The sequence below is a fragment of the Streptomyces sp. NPDC002537 genome (assembly GCF_053594975.1).
Genome location: NZ_JBSFWT010000067.1, coordinates 1 through 19,558 on the forward strand (window position 1 = coordinate 1; position 19,558 = coordinate 19,558).

22 protein-coding genes and 2 pseudogenes are annotated in these 19,558 nt (G+C 70.3%); 13 read left to right on the plus strand and 11 right to left on the minus strand.

From position 1 onward, the window contains the following. Positions 1-87, plus strand: a pseudogene (locus tag ACWD4A_RS25855) (cyanase); the annotation flags it as partial. Between the two features lie 222 nt (positions 88-309). On the opposite strand, the gene ACWD4A_RS25860 reads toward ACWD4A_RS25855, so the two are convergent. Further along, positions 310-1,683: an erythromycin esterase family protein gene (locus ACWD4A_RS25860; RefSeq protein WP_451197550.1), complete on the minus strand. Its 1,374-nt coding sequence runs from the start codon at positions 1,681-1,683 to the stop codon at positions 310-312. A 339-nt stretch (positions 1,684-2,022) separates the two neighbouring features. Between ACWD4A_RS25860 and ACWD4A_RS25865 the strand changes: the two genes are divergently transcribed. Together ACWD4A_RS25865 and ACWD4A_RS25870 are read left to right on the plus strand one after the other, a co-directional pair. Next, positions 2,023-2,145, plus strand: a complete 123-nt coding sequence (locus tag ACWD4A_RS25865) for a hypothetical protein (protein WP_451197551.1) — start codon at positions 2,023-2,025, stop codon at positions 2,143-2,145. Beyond that, positions 2,142-2,666 (plus strand): GNAT family N-acetyltransferase, encoded by a 525-nt coding sequence (locus ACWD4A_RS25870; protein WP_451197552.1) that lies wholly within the window; start codon positions 2,142-2,144, stop codon positions 2,664-2,666. The genes ACWD4A_RS25865 and ACWD4A_RS25870 overlap by 4 nt, the downstream gene beginning before the upstream one ends. 63 nt (positions 2,667-2,729) lie before the next feature. On the opposite strand, the gene ACWD4A_RS25875 is transcribed toward ACWD4A_RS25870, so the two are convergent. After that, positions 2,730-3,398 (minus strand): TMEM175 family protein, encoded by a 669-nt coding sequence (locus ACWD4A_RS25875; protein WP_451197553.1) that lies wholly within the window; start codon positions 3,396-3,398, stop codon positions 2,730-2,732. 253 nt (positions 3,399-3,651) lie between these two features. Here ACWD4A_RS25875 and ACWD4A_RS25880 point away from each other — a divergent pair, with 253 nt between their 5' ends. The 3 genes from ACWD4A_RS25880 (at position 3,652) to ACWD4A_RS25890 (ending at position 5,088) form a co-directional block, all read left to right on the plus strand. Next, positions 3,652-4,029 carry a helix-turn-helix domain-containing protein gene (locus ACWD4A_RS25880; RefSeq protein WP_451197554.1) on the plus strand — a complete coding sequence of 126 codons (378 nt, stop codon included), beginning with the start codon at positions 3,652-3,654 and terminating at the stop codon, positions 4,027-4,029. Positions 4,030-4,045: 16 nt separating this feature from the next. Beyond that, the gene (locus tag ACWD4A_RS25885) at positions 4,046-4,618 is read left to right on the plus strand and encodes a hypothetical protein (protein ID WP_451197556.1); all 573 of its coding nucleotides are present in this window, start codon (positions 4,046-4,048) and stop codon (positions 4,616-4,618) included. 107 nt (positions 4,619-4,725) lie between these two features. Continuing rightward, positions 4,726-5,088 (plus strand): DUF2516 family protein, encoded by a 363-nt coding sequence (locus ACWD4A_RS25890; protein WP_451197557.1) that lies wholly within the window; start codon positions 4,726-4,728, stop codon positions 5,086-5,088. Positions 5,089-5,162: 74 nt separating this feature from the next. On the opposite strand, the gene ACWD4A_RS25895 is transcribed toward ACWD4A_RS25890, so the two are convergent. Together ACWD4A_RS25895 and ACWD4A_RS25900 are read right to left on the minus strand one after the other, a co-directional pair. Continuing rightward, positions 5,163-6,449 carry a SpoIIE family protein phosphatase gene (locus ACWD4A_RS25895; RefSeq protein WP_451197558.1) on the minus strand — a complete coding sequence of 429 codons (1,287 nt, stop codon included), beginning with the start codon at positions 6,447-6,449 and terminating at the stop codon, positions 5,163-5,165. Between the two features lie 253 nt (positions 6,450-6,702). Then, positions 6,703-7,782, minus strand: a complete 1,080-nt coding sequence (locus ACWD4A_RS25900) for an NlpC/P60 family protein (protein WP_451197559.1) — start codon at positions 7,780-7,782, stop codon at positions 6,703-6,705. Positions 7,783-8,151: 369 nt separating this feature from the next. Between ACWD4A_RS25900 and pstS the strand changes: the two genes are divergently transcribed. The 4 genes from pstS (at position 8,152) to pstB (ending at position 12,264) form a co-directional block, all read left to right on the plus strand. Then, positions 8,152-9,282 (plus strand): phosphate ABC transporter substrate-binding protein PstS, encoded by a 1,131-nt coding sequence (pstS, locus tag ACWD4A_RS25905; protein ID WP_451197560.1) that lies wholly within the window; start codon positions 8,152-8,154, stop codon positions 9,280-9,282. 108 nt (positions 9,283-9,390) lie between these two features. Further along, entirely contained in the window at positions 9,391-10,377 is a 987-nt protein-coding gene (pstC, locus tag ACWD4A_RS25910; protein WP_451197561.1) for a phosphate ABC transporter permease subunit PstC, read from the plus strand. Further along, positions 10,374-11,456: a phosphate ABC transporter permease PstA gene (gene pstA, locus ACWD4A_RS25915; RefSeq protein ID WP_451197563.1), complete on the plus strand. Its 1,083-nt coding sequence runs from the start codon at positions 10,374-10,376 to the stop codon at positions 11,454-11,456. Before pstC ends, pstA begins: the two co-directional genes overlap by 4 nt. 28 nt (positions 11,457-11,484) lie before the next feature. After that, positions 11,485-12,264: a phosphate ABC transporter ATP-binding protein PstB gene (gene pstB / locus ACWD4A_RS25920; protein WP_451197564.1), complete on the plus strand. Its 780-nt coding sequence runs from the start codon at positions 11,485-11,487 to the stop codon at positions 12,262-12,264. 365 nt (positions 12,265-12,629) lie between these two features. Here the strand turns inward: pstB and ACWD4A_RS25925 are convergent, their stop codons facing one another. Together ACWD4A_RS25925 and ACWD4A_RS25930 are read right to left on the minus strand one after the other, a co-directional pair. Continuing rightward, a complete protein-coding gene (locus ACWD4A_RS25925) occupies positions 12,630-13,628 on the minus strand; it encodes an anion permease (protein ID WP_451197566.1) in 999 nt (332 codons plus the stop codon). 6 nt (positions 13,629-13,634) lie between these two features. After that, complete coding sequence (locus ACWD4A_RS25930) at positions 13,635-14,255, minus strand: DUF47 domain-containing protein (protein WP_087926880.1); 621 nt, start codon at positions 14,253-14,255, stop codon at positions 13,635-13,637. Between the two features lie 222 nt (positions 14,256-14,477). On the opposite strand from ACWD4A_RS25930, the gene ACWD4A_RS25935 reads away from it, so the two are divergent. After that, positions 14,478-14,831, plus strand: a complete 354-nt coding sequence (locus ACWD4A_RS25935) for a metal-sensitive transcriptional regulator (protein ID WP_451197568.1) — start codon at positions 14,478-14,480, stop codon at positions 14,829-14,831. A gap of 295 nt (positions 14,832-15,126) precedes the next feature. On the opposite strand, the gene ACWD4A_RS25940 is transcribed toward ACWD4A_RS25935, so the two are convergent. Both ACWD4A_RS25940 and ACWD4A_RS25945 read right to left on the minus strand, forming a co-directional pair. Continuing rightward, entirely contained in the window at positions 15,127-15,363 is a 237-nt protein-coding gene (locus tag ACWD4A_RS25940) for a hypothetical protein (protein ID WP_451197603.1), read from the minus strand. 52 nt (positions 15,364-15,415) lie between these two features. Continuing rightward, on the minus strand, positions 15,416-16,309 hold the full coding sequence (locus ACWD4A_RS25945) for a hypothetical protein (protein WP_451197570.1): 894 nt from the start codon (positions 16,307-16,309) through the stop codon (positions 15,416-15,418). Between the two features lie 86 nt (positions 16,310-16,395). Between ACWD4A_RS25945 and ACWD4A_RS25950 the strand changes: the two genes are divergently transcribed. After that, positions 16,396-16,581, plus strand: a complete 186-nt coding sequence (locus ACWD4A_RS25950) for a hypothetical protein (RefSeq protein ID WP_451197572.1) — start codon at positions 16,396-16,398, stop codon at positions 16,579-16,581. A gap of 215 nt (positions 16,582-16,796) precedes the next feature. On the opposite strand, the gene ACWD4A_RS25955 is transcribed toward ACWD4A_RS25950, so the two are convergent. Together ACWD4A_RS25955 and ACWD4A_RS25960 are read right to left on the minus strand one after the other, a co-directional pair. Beyond that, positions 16,797-17,504: a phosphatase PAP2 family protein gene (locus ACWD4A_RS25955; protein WP_451197574.1), complete on the minus strand. Its 708-nt coding sequence runs from the start codon at positions 17,502-17,504 to the stop codon at positions 16,797-16,799. 194 nt (positions 17,505-17,698) lie between these two features. After that, positions 17,699-18,703, minus strand: a complete 1,005-nt coding sequence (locus ACWD4A_RS25960; protein WP_451197575.1) for a C40 family peptidase — start codon at positions 18,701-18,703, stop codon at positions 17,699-17,701. Positions 18,704-18,791: 88 nt separating this feature from the next. Between ACWD4A_RS25960 and ACWD4A_RS25965 the strand changes: the two are divergent. Further along, positions 18,792-18,917 (plus strand): annotated as a pseudogene (locus ACWD4A_RS25965) (IS5/IS1182 family transposase); the annotation flags it as partial. Here the strand turns inward: ACWD4A_RS25965 and ACWD4A_RS25970 are convergent. After that, entirely contained in the window at positions 18,915-19,442 is a 528-nt protein-coding gene (locus ACWD4A_RS25970) for a LysM peptidoglycan-binding domain-containing protein (protein WP_451197576.1), read from the minus strand. The pseudogene ACWD4A_RS25965 and the gene ACWD4A_RS25970 overlap by 3 nt on opposite strands. Positions 19,443-19,558: the final 116 nt, after the last annotated feature.

Sequence of the window (19,558 nt, forward strand, 5' to 3'; positions counted from 1 at the left end):
GACGTCAAGAAGGTCGCCGACCCCGACGGCGGCGAGCGCGCCGTCATCACCCTCGACGGCAAGTACCTCCCGACCAAGCCCTTCTGACCCACCGGGGCTGGGGAACCCCCAGCCCCCCAAAAAAGCGGCTGCGCCGCTTGTCCTCAAACGCCGGACGGGCTGGATTTGCGGGCCGCGGTTCTTTGACTTGCGGCCCGCAGGCTTGCGGCCCGCAGGTTGCGGACTACGCCGGCAAAATCAGCCCGTCCGGCGATTGAGGACGCGGCCGCAGGCCGCCCCCGCCGCAGGCGGCGAACCGGCCCGCAGCACCTACCGCGGCGTATCGGCACCAATCGTGGTGTCCGGGACACAGATGACCCCGTCGAACGCCTCCAGGACAGGGATCTCGATGAACGCGGTATCCAGCCGGGTACGGACAGGCTCGGGCAGCCCGCGCCGCCGCGCGTACCCGCGCAGCGCCCGCGTATCCACCAGGGCCGGTTCCCCGGGCACGCCCGCGAACAGCGCCTCGACGCTGTCCGGCAGCGCCTCAGGAGTGGCGGCCCGCCCCCAGCGCATCCCGAGCGGGTGGTCGCGGTCGGGCACGTTCTCCACCGTCTCGCCGCCGTTGCCGGTCAGCGCGAGGGGAACGTAGTCCGTGCCGAGCGCCCGGGAGAGCAGATTGCCCATGGTCGTCAACCCCAGTGGGCCGTCGGCCCGGTTGGCCGAGCGCTGGATGTGGGCGTTGTGCCCGACGAGGACGACGCGGGTGCCGGACCCGGACCGTTCCAGGAACTCCAGCAGCGTGTCGGCCAGACAGCGCTCCCGGGCGGCGAAGTCCAGGCTGTCGGGGGCGCCCGCGAGCGCCTCGGCCATGGCGCGCTGGGCCCGGTCGGTCGTCACCGCCGCGCGGACGTCCGACAGCGCGGTCCCGTACGCCATGGGCCCGCTGCGCTCGGTGTAGATCTCGCGCAGGTCCGTGAAGCGGCCCAGCAGCCGGGCGAGCGCGGTGGTGAGGCGGTCCTGTACCGCCGGGTCCAGGCCGAGCCTGGCGTAGGCCGGCACCATGACCGTCCCGCCCGCGATCGGTTCGGAGATCTCCAGCGCGGCGTCCAGGAAACGCAGCGCACCGGGGTCCACGGTGGCCAAGTAGGCGGCGACCGGCTCCAGTACGGGCGCGAGCGAGCCGCCCGCCATGGGAATGTCGCAGCCGACGAAGCGGACCGGACGCGGGGCGCCGGCGTTGTGTCCGCGCAGCCACCGCAGGGTGTCCCGGCACTCGACGGGCTGTCCCAGGCCCTTGATGTTCCCGGGGGCCAGGAGGTCGTCGATGTCGCCCGGCCCGCCCTGGACCCAGTCGTCCACGGCGCGGCCCTCGGCGGCCCCGTACTCCATGGCGTAGACGGTGAAGCCCAGCCGCTCGACGAGGAAGCGCAGGATGCGGTGGCGCAGCAGGGCGAACTCGCGGATCTGGTGGGAGTTCTCGCCGAGGGCGACCACGCGGGCGCCGCCGACGAGGCCGCGCAGCGGCTCCAGGTCGTCGAGCGGGTCCCCCATGGCCGCTCCGGGGCCGAGACCGGCCAGCCGGGAGGAGTGGGTGGTGACCCACCGCGTCAGCTCGACGGGTGCGGCCGTCAGGGTCGGCTCGGCCGGGGGAAGGAGATCGCGCAGATCGCCGTGGCCGTGGTGGTTCTGGTCGTTCATGGAACGTGCTCCGCGGTGTGAGAGTCATCGTGGAGCCGGGCAGCGTCGAGCACCGCACCGGCGGGAAACCGGAGTGCGGCGAAGCTGTCGGAATGCTGAGCGCAGCTCGCCGCTAGGCGGCGCTGCGGGGCTTGATGAACCAGCCCTGACCAGTGCACATGAACATGCCGGGGACCGTACCAGGGGCAGCCGAGGCACGCATCGCCTTTTCCCCCGCAACCGCGACCCGAAGCAACCGGAACTCCTGCTCCGGCCGGAAGGAGGCGTACCTTCCCGATGGATCGATCGACAGGTCATCGAGCAAGGCCGACGTTCCGTGTCGGCCGGGAAGGCACACCCGTGCTTGCGGCAGTCAACGTGAACGGCACCACGCCGAGCGGCAGTTCACCGCTGGACGAGATCGCCCGGGAGGGCGCGCGGCGGATACCGGCCGCCGGGCGCCCCGAGGCGGTCGCGGCGTGAGCGTCCTCGTGGCCCGGGCCATCGGCACCCGGCGGCTGGATCTGCTGCCGCTGCACGTCGGGCATGCCGAGGAGATGGCCGCCGTGCTGTCCGATCCGGCCCTGCACACCTTCATCGGCGGCACGCCGGACACCCCGCAAGCCCTGCGCTCGCGCTACCGGCGCATGACCGCGGGCTCTCCCGATCCGGCCGTCTCCTGGCTGAACTGGGTGATCCGGCTCCATGACGAGTCCTGCCTGACGGGCACGGTCCAGGCGACCGTCACCCCCTCCGGCCCCGGCCCCGTCGCCGAGATCGCCTGGGTGGTGGGGACCGCGTGGCAGGGAAGAGGCATCGCCACCGAAGCGGCCCAGGGACTCGTCGCCTGGCTCGGCCGGCAGCCGGTGCACACCGTCATCGCCCACATCCACCCCGAACACCGGGCATCCGCCGCCGTCGCCACCGCCGCCGGGCTCACGCCCACCGACGAATGGCACGAAGGCGAGAACCGATGGCACCGGAACATCGGGGCGGCCTTCTGACATGCGTGGCGGCCCGGTGGCCGATCCGGCGTGCCCTTTCCCGGCGTGCTCCCGGACAGGCGCTCAGGTCCGCGGCGCGTCCTCGTCGTGCGGGTCCGGGTGACCCACGGGGGCGGTGCGCAGACGAGCTATCAGCGCTCCGCCGTACGTGGCGGCCAGTGGGGCGACGAACCACAGGACGAAGGCGTAGGAGAACAGCCAGGCGACGCCGATAGTGAGGACGAACCAGAGGCCGACTCCCCAGGAGTCGCCGGCGTGCCGGTGGGTTTCCGCGGGGTCGCCGGTGACCAGACCGGTGCTGCCGGCGATGTCCTTGAGGACAGCCTCGCAGAAGACCATGGCCGCCATCGTGCCGGCGAACAGGGTCTCCGCCAGCGGATTGCTGATCGATGCGCCGATGACCGCTGTCGGGAACGGAAGGAACGCGACCAGCAGCAGGAACGGCGCGTGCCAGGCCGTGAAGGCCTTCGACAACTCGTCGATCCGGTCCATCAGCCTGTGGTGACGGCGCCACACCGACCAGAGAAGGACAAACGCCAGCGCGAACGCCAGGTAAGAGCCCCGGTGGTCCGCCAGGAAGCTCCCCAGCGCACGAGCCGACGCCAGCTCCTTCTCCTCCGGGCGCTCCAGTTCGACAGCCAGCAGCGTCATCGCGATCGCGAAGACCGCATCCGTGAAAAAGGCCAGCCTCTCGGGCGAGAACCCTGGCTCCGGCCGAACAGGCCCGCTCATTCGAACTCCCGGACATCAGGACTGTGGATGTGGTCTGGGGAGTGCTGGTCGCAAAGGGGGGTGCTGTTCAAGGCCGCCCCTGGAGGCTGCGCGGCCCGGCGGACAATCCAGCCCATTCTTTCCGACGTTCCTGGTGACAACAACCCCGCCTCGGCGGCAGCCATCGCGCTCCGGCATGCCACCCGCAGCGGCGGGAACACTTTTGCAAGCAGTCTGCTTGCAAAAGTTAGCAACGTGGGGCAGCATCGACCGTATGGCATCACTCAACGTCGGCAATCTCGGTGAGTACCTGCGGGAGCAGCGGCGCCAGGCGCAGCTCACGTTGCGGCAGCTCGCCGATGCCGCCGGGGTGTCCAATCCCTATCTCAGCCAGATCGAGCGCGGCCTGCGCAAGCCGAGCGCCGAGATCCTGCAGCAGCTCGCGAGGGCGTTGCGGATCTCCGCCGAGACCTTGTACGTGCAGGCCGGGATCCTCGATGAGCGGGACCGGGGCGAGGCGGAGGTCCGCAGCGTGATCCTCGCCGACCCCTCGATCAACGAGCAGCAGAAGCAGGCGCTGCTCCAGATCTACGAGTCCTTCCGCAAGGAGAACGGGCTCGCGACGGACGACGACAGCACATCTTCTAGCTGACCGGGAGACCATCGCCATGGCCACCACCCAAGACCTCCGCAAGGCCGCCACCGACACCGCGTACGCCGCGGCGGGCCTCGCCGACTTCACCGCCGAGAAGATCGGGCATGCCGTCACCCTGGCGCCCGAGCGGTTCGAGCAGTTGAAGAAGACCGACCCCAAGGTCCTTCAGGAGAAGGTGACCCAGCGGGCCAAGGAGACGCAGGCGACGGTGAGCGCCAAGTTCACCGAGATCGTCGGCACGATCGACACCGACCGGAAGAAGCTCGGGCAGACCGCGCAGGACCTGCTGCTGCAGGGCGTCGGCCAGGCCGTGGGCTACGCGGCGAAGGCCGGTGAGCAGTACGAGAAGTTCGCCGAGCGCGGCCGGGTGGCCGTGAAGACCTGGCGCGGCGAGGCCGCCGAGGAGGTCGCGGACATCGCGGTGGCCATCGAGCCGGAGCCCGCGGCCGACACGGCCGACGCCAAGCCCGCCGCGGACGCCGGGGCGCAGGAGGGCGAGGACGCCAAGCCCGCCGGTGCGCGCAAGCCCGCCGCCCGCCGGACGGCCGCCCCGAAGAAGCCGGACGCCAAGGCCGACGACCAGTAGGGGCACCGGGAGGGATGGTCCGGGGGCGTGTGTCACGCGCCCGGACCGCTCTCCGGGTACCGTGGCGGCGCAAGCGCCCGCAGTGAGATGACCATGAGGTGAGCCAGGTGTTGCGTGATGGGTTCGACCACGGCGTCGGCTGGCTCGCCGACTGGCTCCCCCGGGTGCTGTGCCTGTTCGCCCTCGCGGCGGTCCTCGACGCCGCGACCACCCGCGAGGACGCCTTCCGGGCGGCCGACAAGCAGGCGAAGCGCTTCTGGGTGACCATCATGGCGCTGGTGGTCCTGGTCACGGGGCTGCCGTCCGCCCGCTACCTGGGCGGCGGGTGGGCCGCCCTGGCGGGCGTCTTCGGCGGCCTCGGCTATCTGCTGATCCTCGCCTCGCTGGTCGCCACGATCGTCTACTACGTGGACGTGCGCGCCACGCTCAAGCGGATCACGGGGCGGCGGAGCTGGCCCAAGCGGCACTGACCCCAGCGGCACTGACCCCAGCGGCACCGACCCCAGCGGCACCGCTTGGGCCGGCCCCGCCGCCCCGCGAAGGCTCAGCCGCGGTCCAGCAGCAGTACCGCCAGATCGTCCGTCAACTCACCGCCGTTCAGCGCCCGTACCTCCGTCACGGCCGCGTCGAGCAGTGCCTCGCCGCGCAGGCCCTCCTTGACCTGACGGGTGACCAGTTCGAGGATGCCCTCCTGGCCGAGGCGCTGCGTGCCCGCGCCCACCCTGCCCTCGATCAGGCCGTCCGTGTACATCATCAGGCTCCAGCTGCCGCCCAGTTCGATCTGGCGACGCGGCCAGCGGGCGCGCCGGAGCAGCCCGAGCGCCGGACCGCCGCCGTCCTGCGGCAGCAGGCGCGGGGCCTGGCCGGGGCGGACGAGCAGCGGGGCCGGGTGGCCCGCCAGGCTGAGGCCCGCACGGCGCCCGTCCGGCGATATATCGACCGCACACAGCGTCGCGAACGTCTCCTCGTCGGCGCGCTCGTGCTCCAGGACCTCCTGGAGGGTGCACAGCAGCTCGTCGCCGCACAGCCCGGCCAGCGTCAAGGCCCGCCACGCTATGCGGAGTTCGACGCCGAGGGCCGCCTCGTCCGGGCCGTGCCCGCTGACGTCGCCGATCATCGCGTGCACGGTGCCGTCGGGCGTGCGCACCGTGTCGTAGAAGTCGCCGCCGAGCAGGGCGCGGCTGCGGCCCGGCCGGTAGCGGGCGGCGAACCGCAGGTCGGAACCGGCCAGCAGCGGCGTCGGCAGCAGGCCGCGCTCAAGCCGGGCGTTCTCCTGGGCGCGCAGCCGGGACTCGGTGAGCTGCCGCTGGGCGAGGTCCGCGCGCTTGCGCTCCACGGCGTAGCGGATGGCCCGGCTGAGCACCCGCCCGTCGAGCTCGTCGCGGAAGAGGTAGTCCTGCGCTCCCACCCGTACGGCCTCGGCGGCCCGCTCGGCGTCCGTCTCCGCGGTGAGCGCAAGGACGGCGTGGCAGGGTGCGAGGCGCAGCACCTGCCGCAGGGCGTCCAGTTCGTCGCGCCGCTCCGGCGCGGGCGGTTCGGCGTGCTGTCCGCAGCCGGCCGGGCCGCAGGGGACGGGTTCGCAGACCCGGTCGGGGGTCGGCAGGGCGAGGTCGAGGAGGATGCAGTGCACGTCGTCGGTGAGCAGCCGCTGCGCCTCGGTGAGGTTGCGGGCGGTACGGATACGGACCGGTTTGCCTCCCGGGCCCGACATCTCCGCCATCTCCGGCACCGACAGCGAGCCGCCGGGGTCGCCTTCGATCACCAGCAGGGTCAGCCCTGCGTCGAGCGGGGCGGCTGACGGCTCCGCGGACCTCGGCGCGGGTACGGACATGGTGAAGGCTTCCTTCCGTTCCCCCCGGGAACATGGCGCCCACCGATCGGTGAGCGCCGATCGTGACCCTAGCGGGCGAGGCGTTCGAACGGAATGGAACGGAGCCACTCGCCGCTGTCATATGCGGTCGTGGGAACGGCATTTGGCGTGTGACGGAAGAAACAGATCACTCTGTCGAGTGGTTCGACTCACATCCGAAAGTGTCCGTTCGGTGACTTTCCGACCGGTCTCGCCCACCTCGCCGGAGCCGGGGTCATCCCGGGCGCACCACGCCCAGGATCGGCATGGAGCCCGCGCCCGCGATCGTGACCTGCCGCCCGGGGCGGGGGGCGTGCACGATCGAGCCGTTCCCCACGTACATGCCCACGTGGCTCGCGTCCGCGAAGTAGATGATCAGGTCCCCCGGGCGCATGTCCTTGACGTCGACCTTGGGCAGCTGGCGCCACTGCTCCTGCGAGGTCCGCGGTATGGCGCGGCCGGCGGCCGCCCACGCCTTGAGCGTCAGGCCGGAGCAGTCGTAGGTGTCCGGTCCCTCCGCGCCCCACACATAGTTCTTGCCCAGCTGGGCGGTCGCGAAGGCGACCGCCCGCCCGCCCTCGTCGGTCGCCGTCCCGGAGTCCTTGAGGGCCTCCTGGAGGGGGACGCCCTGCGGGGTGCTGGAGGCCAGCCACTTCTGCTGCTCCTGGCGGGCCTTGTCCTCCTCCAGCTTGCGCAGCCGCTCCTTCTCCTTCTCCTCCAGCCGCGACTCGAGCTCCTTGGCGGCGGAGAGCTTGGCCTCGATCTCCTTCTTGGCCGTCTCCTTCTTCCTGCGCTCGGCGTCGAGGGTCTTCCAGCGCTCGCCCGCGGTCTTCGCGTAGCCGTCCAGGGCCTGCTGCGTGGCCGCGACCCGCGCGATCAGGCCCCGGGTGGCCGCCTCACCCTTGTGGGCGAGCGCCATGCCGTCGAGAAAGGTCTCCGGGGAGGCCGTGAGGAGGAATCTGGCCTGGGGCGGCATGCTGCCGTCGCGGTACTGGGCGCGGGCCAGGGCGCCCGCCTGGTCCTTGAGCCGGTTCATGCGCTCCTGGGCGGCGGCCGCGGACTTCGCGATCTCGACGATCGACTTCTCCTGCGCGCGCTGCTCCTCGCCGGCGGCGTTGTACGCGTCCGTGGCGCTCTCCGCCTGCCGGTAGAGGCCCTCGACCTCCTTGTGGACGTCCTCCAGGCTGCGCGGCGGCGGTGCGGGGTCCGCGTACGCCACCCCCGGCAGGGCCGTCGCTCCGGCCACCGCCGTCACACAGATCAGCGCCGTCGCGGCGATCAGGCGCCCGCCGCCCGCGGCCCGCCCGCCGGGCACCCGTCCGTCCGTACCCCCGCCGCCCGCACCCCTGCCGGTCCGCCTCACAGGCCACCTCCACGGCTTCCGCCCCGGGTCTGACTTACCGTCACGCGAGGAACGGATGCTGTCACGGTCACCGGCAAACGGACAGAGATCTGCGTCACACTTGGGCGAAAAAACCAGCCGGGCGCCCGGCTACCACCCCGACCGCCGAGGTTCACTCTCCGTTCACTCTTCCCCATCGACCGCTTCACCTGTTCTGCCTAATTTCGCCTACAGAGGGTGCGGGTCACACCGTTCAGGACACCGGCGGAACACCGCCGGGACCGCACCACCCACCTCTCGCACGCCGCCCCAGCGGCGGCTCCCGGAAGGAAACACCCGACAGTGAAGCTTCAGCGCAAGAACCGGCTCCGCGCCGTCGCCTTCGGCGCCATCGCCGTCTCCGGCGCCCTGGTCCTCACGGCGTGCGGCTCGGACAACAACAGCGGTGGCGACACCTCCACCGGCGGCGCCACCAAGGCCGCCGGCAACATCAAGTGCGACGGCAAGGGCCAGCTGCTGGCCTCGGGCTCGTCCGCGCAGAAGAACGCCATGGACCTGTGGGTCAAGAACTTCATGGCGGCCTGCAAGGACATCCAGATCAACTACAAGCCCACCGGCTCGGGCGCGGGCATCCAGGAGTTCCTCCAGGGCAAGACCGCCTTCGCGGGCTCCGACTCGCCGCTGAAGCCGGAGGAGGTCACCAAGTCCAAGGAGGTCGTCAAGGGCGGCCAGGGCATCAACCTCCCCATGGTCGGCGGCCCCATCGCCATCGGTTACCACCTCACCGGCGTCGACAACCTGGTCCTGGACGCGGACACCCTCGCCAAGATCTTCGACGGCAAGATCGAGAAGTGGGACGACCCGGCGATCGCCAAGCTCAACAAGGACGCCAAGCTCCCCGGCACCAAGATCCAGGCCTTCCACCGCTCGGACGAGTCCGGCACCACGGACAACTTCACCAAGTACCTCAAGGCCGCCGCCGACAAGTCGTGGCCGTACGCGCCCGCCAAGGCGTGGGCCGCCAAGGGCGGCCAGGCCGCGGACGGCTCCGCCGGAGTGTCCTCGCAGGTCAAGCAGACCGAGGGCGCCATCTCCTACTTCGAGCTGTCCTACGCCACGGCCAACTCGATCAAGACGGTGAAGCTCGACACCGGCGCCGCCGCCCCGGTCGAGGCCACCTCCGACAACGCCTCCAAGGCCATCGCCGAGGCGAAGGTCGTCGGCAGCGGCCAGGACCTGGCGCTCAAGCTCAACTACACCACCAAGGCCGAGGGCGCCTACCCGATCACCCTGGTGACGTACGAGATCGTCGGGGACAAGGGCAACAAGGCCGACACCCTGCCCGCCACCAAGTCCTTCCTGACCTATGTCGCCAGCGAGGACGGCCAGTCCGTCCTCAAGGGCCTCGGCTACGCCCCGCTGCCCGCCGAGATCGCGAAGAAGGTCCGCGAGAACGTCGCGAACCTCTCGTAACCCCGTGTGCGGCCGGGCCCCGAGGGAGCCCGGCCGCACCGTCCGGTGCACCGCCGCGCCAGGAGTGCGGGCCGAAGGACGGCCGCCTCCGCAGACCGGAGAAACCCCATGGACATAACCAGTTCGACCGCAGCACACCCGCCACCGGACGCCCCGGCCCCCGCCCTGCGGGCGAAGGCGGCCACCCGCGTCGGCGACCGGATCTTCCTCGCGCTCTCGCGCGGCTCCGGCCTCCTGCTGCTGGTGATCATGGCCGCGATCGCGGTCTTCCTCACCGTCCGGGCCGCCAGCGCCCTCTCGCACGACCACGGCAACTTCTTCACCACGTTCGAGTGGAACGCCAACGCCACCCCGCCGGTCTTCGGCATCGCGGTCCTCGCGTTCGGCACCGTCGTCAGCTCCCTGATCGCGATGCTCATCGCGGTCCCGGTGGCCATCGGCGTCGCGCTCTTCATCTCGCACTACGCGCCGCGCAAGCTGGCCGCCCCGCTCTCGTACGTGATCGACCTGCTCGCCGCCGTGCCGTCCATCGTGTACGGCCTGTGGGGCGCCCTCTTCCTGGTGCCGCATCTCAGCGGGCTCTACAGCTGGCTGAACGACTACCTCGGCTGGACCGGCGTCTTCACGTACCACGACGGCGCCGCCCGCTCGCTCTTCACCATCGGCATCCTGCTGGCGATCATGATCCTGCCGATCGTCACCAGCGTCAGCCGCGAGGTCTTCCTCCAGGCCCCGAAGATGCACGAGGAGGCCGCGCTCGCGCTCGGCGCGACCCGCTGGGAAGTCATCCGGATGTCGGTCCTCCCCTTCGGCCGGTCCGGCGTCATCAGCGCCTCGATGCTCGGCCTGGGACGCGCGCTCGGCGAGACCATGGCCGTCGCGACCGTCCTCTCCCCCAGCTTCGTCATCAACAAGAGCCTGCTGGATCCGGGCGGCGGCACCTTCGCGCAGAACATCGCGAGCAGCTTCAAGGAGTCCGGCGACATCGGCAAGGACGCGCTGATCGCCTCCGGCCTGGTGCTGTTCGTCCTGACCCTGCTGGTCAACGGCGCGGCCCGGCTGATCATCGCGCGTCGCAAGGAGTACTCGGAGTGAGCGACGTGACCATAGAGCAGCCGCTGGCGGCCGACAGCGCCCCGCGGCCGGGCAGCAGCCTGCGCCAGCCGCGCCTCCCCCGCTGGGCGACACCCGCCGTCGCGGCCGCCGCGGCCGCCGCGGGCATCGCGATCGGCCTCGGCGCCGGTCTGAGCAGCAGGATCCAGTGGGGCCTGATCGCCGCGCTCCTCTTCGTCCTCGGCATGTACGGGCTCGCCGCCCGGGTCGAGGGCCGCCGACAGGCCAAGGACCGGCTGGCCACCAGCCTGGTCTGGGTCTGCTTCCTGATCGCCGTGGTCCCGCTGGTCTCCCTGGTGTGGGAGACGGTCCGGCGCGGCGCGAAGGTCCTCGACGGCTCCTTCCTCTCCCACTCGATGTCGGGCGTGCTGACGATCCAGCCCGGCGGCGGCGTCTACCACGCGATCATCGGCACGCTGGAGCAGGTGGGCATCGCCACCGCCATCGCGGCGCCGGTGGGCCTGCTGACCGCGATCTACCTGGTGGAGTACGGCCGCGGCCGGCTCGCCAAGGTGGTCACCTTCTTCGTGGACGTGATGACCGGCGTCCCGTCGATCGTCGCGGGCCTGTTCGTCCTCAGCTTCTGGATCCTGATGCTGGACTTCGGCTACTCCGGCTTCGCCGGGTCGATGGCCCTGGCGATCCTGATGATGCCGGTGGTGGTCCGCTCCACCGAGGAGATGCTCAAGCTCGTGCCGAACGAACTCCGCGAGGCGTCCCTCGCCCTGGGCGTGCCGAAGTGGCGCACGATCCTCAAGGTCGTCCTGCCCACGGCCATCGGCGGCATCGCCACCGGTGTGATGCTGGCCGTCGCCCGCATCGCCGGTGAGACCGCCCCCATCGTGCTCCTGGTCTTCGGCTCCCAGGTGATCAACAACAACCCCTTCGACGGCGCCCAGTCCTCGCTGCCGTACTACATCTACGAGCAGTGGGCGGCCGGGAACGACGCCAGCTACAACCGCGCCTGGGCGGCCGCGCTGGTCCTCATCGCCTTCGTCATGATCCTCAACCTGCTGGCCCGCGGCATCGCCCGCTGGAAAGCACCCAAGTCCGGTCGCTGACCGTACCGAGAAAGCAGAAGTGATCCCCATGGCCAAGCGCATCGACGTCAGCGGCCTGAACGCCTACTACGGCGGCCACAAGGCCATCGAAGACATCTCGATGACCGTCGAGCCCCGTTCGGTGACCGCCTTCATCGGCCCCTCCGGCTGCGGCAAGTCCACCTTCCTCCGCACCCTGAACCGGATGCACGAGGTCACCCCCGGCGGCCGCGTCGAGGGCAAGGTGCTGCTCGACGACGAGGACCTCTACGGGCCCGGCGTGGACCCCGTCTCCGTGCGCCGCACGGTCGGCATGGTCTTCCAGCGGCCGAACCCCTTCCCGACCATGTCGATCTACGAGAACGTGGCCGCGGGCGTCCGCCTCAACGGCGGCCGGGTCCGCAAGGCCGACATGGACGCGATCGTGGAGAAGTCCCTCCAGGGCGCCAACCTCTGGAAGGAGGTCAAGGACCGGCTGAACAAGCCGGGAGCGGGCCTCTCCGGCGGCCAGCAGCAGCGTCTGTGCATCGCCCGCGCCATCGCGGTGGAACCGCAGGTGCTGCTGATGGACGAGCCCTGCTCGGCGCTCGACCCGATCTCCACGCTCGCCATCGAGGACCTGATCGGCGAGCTGAAGGAACGGTTCACGATCGTCATCGTGACCCACAACATGCAGCAGGCGGCGCGCGTGTCGGACCGTACGGCCTTCTTCAACCTGGCGGGCGTGGGCCAGCCGGGCAAGCTGGTCGAGATCGACGACACGGAGCGCATCTTCTCCAACCCGTCGGTCCAGGCCACGGAGGACTACATCTCGGGCCGCTTCGGCTGATCCCCCGGGGGCCCGGCCCCCGACCCCGAACGCCTTGTGGCGCTGCATGGCGGTGCGAGCCCCTCGCCGGGCGGGCCGCTCCGCGTGCGGGGCCTTCCCACCCACCTGCCCCACCCGGTAACTCGGGGGCCCGGCCCCCGACCCCGACTGCCTTGTGGCGCTGCATGGCGGTGCCGCCGCAAGGCAAAAGGCCCGCCCCCCTGTTCGTACCAGGGGGGCGGGCCCATCTGTAATGCGGTGCCCGCGGCGGGCGGGGGGCGGGGGCGGAGCCCCCGAAGCCAGGCGCGTGGCCCGCCGAAATGGAGTCCGGGGGCGGAGCCTCCGGAGAACCCCTTCCCGGGTGCCGGGCGGGTGGGTGGGCGCGGCTAGGCGAAGGCCAGCTCGACGATCCAGTAGCTGAACGCGGCCACCAAGGCGGCAGCCGGCATCGTGATGAACCAGCCCATCACGATGTTCTTGGCGACACCCCACCGCACGGCCCGCGACCCCTTGGTCGAGCCCACACCCATGATCGCGGAAGTGATGACATGCGTCGTGGAGATCGGCGCGTGGAACATGAACGACGCCGTGTACATGACCGAAGCGGCCGTGGTCTCGGCGGCGAACCCCTGCGGCGGGTCCAGCTCGATGATGCGGCGACCGAGCGTCCGCATGATCCGCCAGCCGCCCGCGTACGTACCCGCGGAGAGCGTCAGCGCGCAGGCGAGCTTGACCCACAGCGGGATCGCGTCGCCCTTGCCCTCCACATCTCCGATGACCAGGGCCATCACCACGATGCCCATGGTCTTCTGGGCGTCCTGGAGGCCGTGCCCGAGCGCCATGCCCGCCGCCGAGACCGTCTGCGCGATACGGAAGCCGCGCTTGGCCTTGTGCGGGTTGGACTTACGGAACATCCACATGATCGCGACCATCACCAGATAGCCGAGGATCAGGCCGATGAAGGGCGAGACGAACATCGGGATGACGACCTTCTCGATCACCCCCGACCAGATCACCGTGGTGCCGCCCGCGAGCGCCGCACCCACCATGCCGCCGAACAGGGCATGCGAGGAGGACGACGGAAGTCCGAAGTACCAGGTGATGAGGTTCCAGGCGATCGCACCCACCAGGGCGGCGAAGAGGATGCCCATCCCCTTCTGCCCCTCGGGCGTGGCGATCAGACCCTCGCTGACGGTCTTGGCGACCCCGCTGCCCAGGAAGGCACCGGCGAGGTTCATCACCGCGGCCATCGCGAGGGCCGCCCGCGGGGTCAGCGCCCGCGTGGAGACCGAGGTCGCGATGGCGTTCGCGGAGTCGTGGAAGCCGTTCGTATAGGTGAAGCCGAGCGCGACCCCGATGGTCACGACGAGAGCAAAGGTGTCCACCGGGGGTCAGGACTCCTTGACCGCGATGGTCTCGACCGTGTTGGCGACGTGCTCGAACGCGTCGGCGGCCTCCTCCAGCACGTCCACGATCTGCTTGAGCTTGAGGACCTCGATGGCGTCGTACTTGCCGTTGAAGAGCTGGGCGAGGAGCTTGCGGTGAATCTGGTCCGCCTGGTTCTCCAGCCGGTTCACCTCGATCCAGTACTCCGTGAGGTTTGTCATGGTCCGCAGGTTGGGCATCGCCTCGGCGGTCAGTTCGGCGGCCCGCGCGAGGACCTCGATCTGCTGCTCGACGCCCTTCGGAAGCTCCTCGATCTGGTACAGCACGACCAGGTCGACGGCCTCCTCCATGAAGTCCATGATGTCGTCGAGCGAACCGGCGAGGGTGTAGATGTCCTCGCGGTCGAACGGCGTGATGAAGGAGGAGTTCAGCTGGTGGAAGATCGCGTGCGTCGCGTCGTCCCCCGCGTGCTCCGCTGCTCGCATCCGTTCGGCGATCTCGGCCCGGGCGGACGTGTCCGCTCCGAGCAGTTCCATCAGGAGCTTGGAGCCCGTGACGATGTTGTCCGCGGACGCGGCGAACATGTCGTAGAAGCTCGTCTCCCTGGGGGTCAGACGAAAGCGCACGTGGGATCCTCGGGGTGCAGCGGATTCGGTCTCGTTGATGCTAGGCGCATCGTCCAGCCACGGCTAACTGGCATTCCCTCAGTGTCGCCCATCGGGCAGAGTGCTCACGAAGGCAGGTACCGCCTCGGAGCGCGGAATTCTGTACCATATACCTGCTGGGGGTATACGAGTGGGGTATAAGCACCGACCGGCGCAAAACCCCTGGGCCCGACGGAGGACGCCATGACGACCACGGAAACCGGAGCCTGCCACGGCGGGACGGCGGGCGACGGCACCGCCGAACAGGTCCATGGCCCGCACGGCTACAGCGACCAGAAGGACCAGCACCTCAAGCGGCTGCGCCGGATCGAGGGACAGATCCGCGGCCTTCAGCGCATGGTCGAGGAAGACGTCTACTGCATCGACATACTCACCCAGGTCTCGGCGAGCACCAAGGCCCTCCAGTCCTTCGCCCTCCAGCTCCTCCAGGAACACCTGCGCCACTGCGTGGCGGCAGCCGCGGTCAAGGGCGGCGACGAGATCGACGCGAAGGTCGCCGAGGCGAGTGCCGCTATCGCGCGCTTGCTCCGTACGTAGCACCTGCGGCGGGCGGGCGCACGACTACGGTCCGGTTCGCCGCCTGCGGCGGAAACGCCCTCCGGGCGTGTCCTCAAACGCCGGACGGGCTGGATTTGCCGACCGTGGCCCTTGAGTCTGCGGGTCGGGCCCGCAGGTCCGCTGCCACAGTGCGCGAAAATCAGCCCGTCCGGCGTTTGAGGACACCGCGCGGAGCGTGGTTGGGGGTCTGGGGGTCTCCCCCAGTTCGGGAAGGGGCGGGTAGGGGACAAAGCCCGCCACCGGCGGCAGCCCGGGGCCCGGGGCGAAGCCCCGATCACTCGTCCAGGGTGCCCGGCGTCAGCCGTACGACCTTGAGCACCTCGTCGATCCGATCGGCACTGAGCCGATCCTCATCCGCACTGGACGCCGCGATCATCAAGTCCCCGTAGAGATCGATCTCGATGAGGGCCACGGGATCCGGCCCACCCGACGAACCGCGTCGCGAAATCACGTGATTCACCTCCTCGGGTTTTTCGTTCTTCGGGTAACCAGCGTAGTGATCGGTACACATGGCGCGCATGGCACAGAATGACCATTTCCATGGCCAACCACGCCCTGCCGCGTTATTTCTGCGGCGAACCGACGGTCCCCGCATAGATATCGCCGGAAGCGGGCAGCGGCACCTCGAACTTCGTGCCGAAGTCATAGAGTTCGACGGTCGAGACCACGGTCATCGGGGCCACCGGACCGCCGGTTTCCCCGCCGACACCGAATCGATGGGACACCCGGCGCGGCCGCCCCTGGTCGTCGAGATAGGCATCGAACGCCACTGTGCCACTGGAGAACCCTTTCGCCGCCACGGACAGCGGCTCGCGGTCCCGTACGGGCGCGGCGCGCGCGGCCCGGCCGAGGTCGATCGTGCCCCAGTAGTGCCTGACCCGGACCCCGTCCATCCGCTCGTCCCTCATATACGTCACCTCCCGGGCGCCGCCCAGCAGTTCGGCGGCCGCGAGCGGATCGGTGGCGCCGCTGGTGAGGAGATTGCCGTCGGCGAGCGCGGGGGTGGCCAGCCGCACCCATTTGTCGGCGGGCACCCCGGCGCCGCGGTTCTTCATGAAGAGCGCGCCGGGGGTGAACACCTCGGTGATGGGCCGGTGTTCGGCGGCTCCGGCGGCGTCCGCTGGCACCAGAACCGTCAACTGCCCGGCAGGCCGGGCGAAGTCGTACCTCCCGGTGCCGTGGATGGTCAGCCGGGTGCCGCCGCTGACCGTCTCCATCGCCGTACGGACCCGGGCGCCGCCCGCCGCCGCGAGCGTCCCGGCGGCACGGCGCAGCGCCTCGCGGCCCCGGGCGGGGTCGATGTCGTCCGCCTGGCGGGCCTGTAGGCCGACGCGCAGCTGGGGCCGCTCCGGAACCGTGCAGCCCGACACCAGCACCCCGAGGGCGACGCCGCCCATCATGGCATTGGCGACGACCGCGCCCCTGCGGCCCCTGCGTCCTTGCCGCCGCACCACCATGAACGTCAGCCCCCTGCCACGCGCCGTGGAACCCGTAGTGCCAACGACCGGCCCCGGGGCGCCGTCACGGGCGGTAGCGTGGTCACGTGTCCGACACAGCCGCCGCGAACCGTACCGCGGCACACGCCACCAGCACCGGCGAGACCGGCTCCTTCTGCAGCGCCCGCTGCACCTGCGGCTGGCGCGGCCCCGCCCGCCGGGCCCGCTCCCTCGCGAGGGAGGACGCGATGACGCACGCGGCGACCCGGAATTCCAGCCCGTCCGGCGTTTGAGGACAAGCGGCGCAGCCGCTTTGGGGGTCTGGGGGTCTCCCCCTCACGCGGCGGAGCCGCAATCGACACTGCGGGAAGGGGCGGGGCTGGGGAACAAAGCCCACCGGCCCGCACCCGACCGGACCCCGGAGCGAGGCCGGAGAAAACGCCCGCCGCAGGCGAAACGGAACGACGGGGGACAACCGAGCCCCGTTTTCCCAGGGCGGCGAGAGCCCCTACGCCGCGAGATCGTTGTCCCGGTGCACCGGCCGCTCCGGCCGCGCCGCCACCACCGGCGGGACAGCGTTGTCAGATCTCACCAGCCAGCCGGCCCGCGACCCCGCGACCGCCCGCACGAACGGGGTGAGGAGCATCATCGCCAGCGGGGCCAGCAGCAGGGCCACCGCCGTGCCGAGCGCCAGCCCGCCGATGACGTCCGTCGGATAGTGCACGCCCATATAGACCCGGCAGAAGCCCTCCAGGAACGCGAGGCCGATGCCGATCAGCCCGTACTTGCGGTTGGCGACGAAGAGGCCCACGCCGATGGCCATGGTCAGCGTCGCGTGGTCGCTGACGAACGAGTAGTCGGTCTTGCCCTTGACGAGGACGTCCAGCCCGGTGTGGTCGACGAAGGGCCGCGGGCGTTTGACGAAGTCCCGGATCGGGATGTTGACGAGCAGCGCGATGCCGGCGGCGAGCGGTGCCCACAGCAGCCCGGCGACGGCGGTCGGCGCGTCCTCCCGTTTGCGGACGCTCCACCAGGCGCAGAGCATCAGCACGGCGAGCCCGAGGACGATCCCGTACTCGCCGATGAACTCGACGGCGCGGTCCAGCCAGTTGGGGGCGGCCTTGGCGAGGCCGTTGATGTCGTACAGCAGACTGTTGTCGGGCCCCGGCCCGCCCCCGGCCTCCGACACGAGGTGCCCCACCGCGAGTCCAGCCATCTGTCGTGGCCCCTTATCTGTCGCCTCTTGCTACGTCCAGCTGCCGACCCCCGTGGTCCGTGCGCCGCCCATGGCGGCGCCTGTTTCCCACAACCATGGAACGCGCCACTCCGGCCGGGCGTTCCACTCTCCACCCAATGATCACCAGGACGTTATCGAAGGGTGACCCATCGTCGCATTCCGGGGTCCGGACCTCAGACCCCCTTCGGCTTGGGCAGCGCTTTCGCGCCATCCTCGGTGACCCGGGTCGCCCCGATGTAGTCCGGTGTGTCGATCGAGTCGAACCGGATCAGGGCCCCGGTGTGCGGAGCGTTGATCATGTGCCCGCCGCCCACGTAGAGCCCCACGTGGTGGATGCTGCGGGGGTCCTTCAGGTCGTACGCGAAGAAGACCAGGTCGCCGGGGAGCAGCTCGTCGCGCTTGGGGTGCGCGCCCGCGTTCCACTGGTCGTTCGCGACGCGCGGCAGGGTGATGCCGACCGATTCGTACGCGGCCTTGGTGAGCCCCGAGCAGTCGAACCGGCCCCCGTCCTCGGCGGTGCCGTCGCCGCCCCACAGATACGGCGTGCCGAGCTTCTCCTGCGCGTAGTAGATGGCCCCGGCCGCCTGCTGCGAGGGCGCCACCCGGCTGACGGGCTTGGCGAAGCTCCTCGCGAGCGTCCGGATCTCCTTCACATAGCCCTGGGTCTCGTCGTACGGCGGCACCCCGTGGTGCTGGATGACCGCGTACGCACCGGCGTTGTACGACGCCAGCATGTTGTCCGAAAGGTCGCCGGGCACACTCTTGACATCCTGCGAGAGTTCACAGTCGTAGACGGCGGCCGACGGGATGGCGTCCTGCGGGTCCCAGATGTCCGCCTTGCCATCCTTGTTGGCGTCGATGCCATGGGTCGCCCAGGTCTCGGGAATGAACTGCGCTATCCCCTGCGCGTTCGCCGGGCTCACGGCCTTGGGGTTCCAGCCGCTCTCCGAGTAGATCTGCGCGGCGAGGATGGCCGGCGACAGGGCGGGGCAGTAGTTCCCCCAGTCCTGCACCAGTTTCTGATACTCCGCCGGAACCGCACCTTTCGCCAGCTCGACATCGTTGGGCCCGCCACCGCCGAGGTCGGCGGCGGCCATGTACACCCCGCAGACGAGCAGCCCGACGAAACACAGGCACATCCCGATGCCGACACCCACGCCCACCCAGACCTTCCGCACCCCGCAATCCTCCCCCACGGGCCCGCCGGGTATCCGTCAATTTCCGTTGCCTTGGGGAGAGGAGCACCGGGAGCACCGGGAGCACCGGGAGCACCGGGACCAGCGGGCCAACCGCCGACGGCGTGGCAGCCGTGGCGGTCGCCCTACCGGGTTCGACCGGGAACGCTACGGCCACAGGAACGAAGTCGAGCGGACCGTCGACGCGCTCAAGTCACGGAATCGTCAGTACCTGGCCGACGTCCACCACGTCCGGGTCGTCGATGCCGCTGGCGTCGGCGATGTCGCGGTAGCGGTTGCCGTCGCCGTAGAAGCGTTCGGCGACGTCCCACAGGGTGTCGCCGGGTTCGACGGTGTAGGTGCGCACCTCGGGGGCGGGCGGGGCCGACGGTTCCTCTTCGGAGGTCGGGTTGTCGGTGTAGGTGTCCGATGCCCACAGCGGGTCACCATCGTTGTCGTACAGCACCACGTTGCGGTCGGCCTGCACGACCAGCCGGTCGACGTCCTGGCCGTTGGTGTCAGTGGCCCACACCGCGCCGTCGTCGGTGTAGAGCACGAAGTTGCCGTCCTCCTGGAGCACGGCCCGCTGGACGCCCTTGCCGTGGGTGTTGGTCGCCCACACGACGCCGTCCGGTTCGGAGAGCACCAAGTTGCCGTCGTCCTGCAGTGTCAGGGCGTAGGCACCGCCCTGCAGGGATTGACCGAGTCCGAGTTCATCGCCCACGCGCAGCGTGTCACCCATGCATGTTCCCTTCGGGGAGAGTATTCGTCTCGCAGTAACGGCTGTTCGCCACCAGGGTTTTCGTGGCTACGTAAGAGGCATGACCAGCAGAAACGGTCCCGCATGCGGGAAGTCAC

Coding starts and splice junctions, on each gene's coding strand:
- ACWD4A_RS25880 (WP_451197554.1), top strand. CDS start 3,652: ATGGCATCACTCAACGTCGGCAATCTCGGTGAGTACCTGCGGGAGCAG.
- ACWD4A_RS25895 (WP_451197558.1), bottom strand. CDS start 6,449: ATGTCCGTACCCGCGCCGAGGTCCGCGGAGCCGTCAGCCGCCCCGCTC.
- ACWD4A_RS25945 (WP_451197570.1), bottom strand. CDS start 16,309: ATGGTGGTGCGGCGGCAAGGACGCAGGGGCCGCAGGGGCGCGGTCGTC.
- ACWD4A_RS25940 (WP_451197603.1), bottom strand. CDS start 15,363: ATGTGTACCGATCACTACGCTGGTTACCCGAAGAACGAAAAACCCGAG.
- ACWD4A_RS25955 (WP_451197574.1), bottom strand. CDS start 17,504: ATGGCTGGACTCGCGGTGGGGCACCTCGTGTCGGAGGCCGGGGGCGGG.
- ACWD4A_RS25970 (WP_451197576.1), bottom strand. CDS start 19,442: ATGGGTGACACGCTGCGCGTGGGCGATGAACTCGGACTCGGTCAATCC.
- ACWD4A_RS25875 (WP_451197553.1), bottom strand. CDS start 3,398: ATGAGCGGGCCTGTTCGGCCGGAGCCAGGGTTCTCGCCCGAGAGGCTG.
- pstC (WP_451197561.1), top strand. CDS start 9,391: ATGGACATAACCAGTTCGACCGCAGCACACCCGCCACCGGACGCCCCG.
- pstB (WP_451197564.1), top strand. CDS start 11,485: ATGGCCAAGCGCATCGACGTCAGCGGCCTGAACGCCTACTACGGCGGC.
- ACWD4A_RS25935 (WP_451197568.1), top strand. CDS start 14,478: ATGACGACCACGGAAACCGGAGCCTGCCACGGCGGGACGGCGGGCGAC.
- ACWD4A_RS25885 (WP_451197556.1), top strand. CDS start 4,046: ATGGCCACCACCCAAGACCTCCGCAAGGCCGCCACCGACACCGCGTAC.
- ACWD4A_RS25860 (WP_451197550.1), bottom strand. CDS start 1,683: ATGAACGACCAGAACCACCACGGCCACGGCGATCTGCGCGATCTCCTT.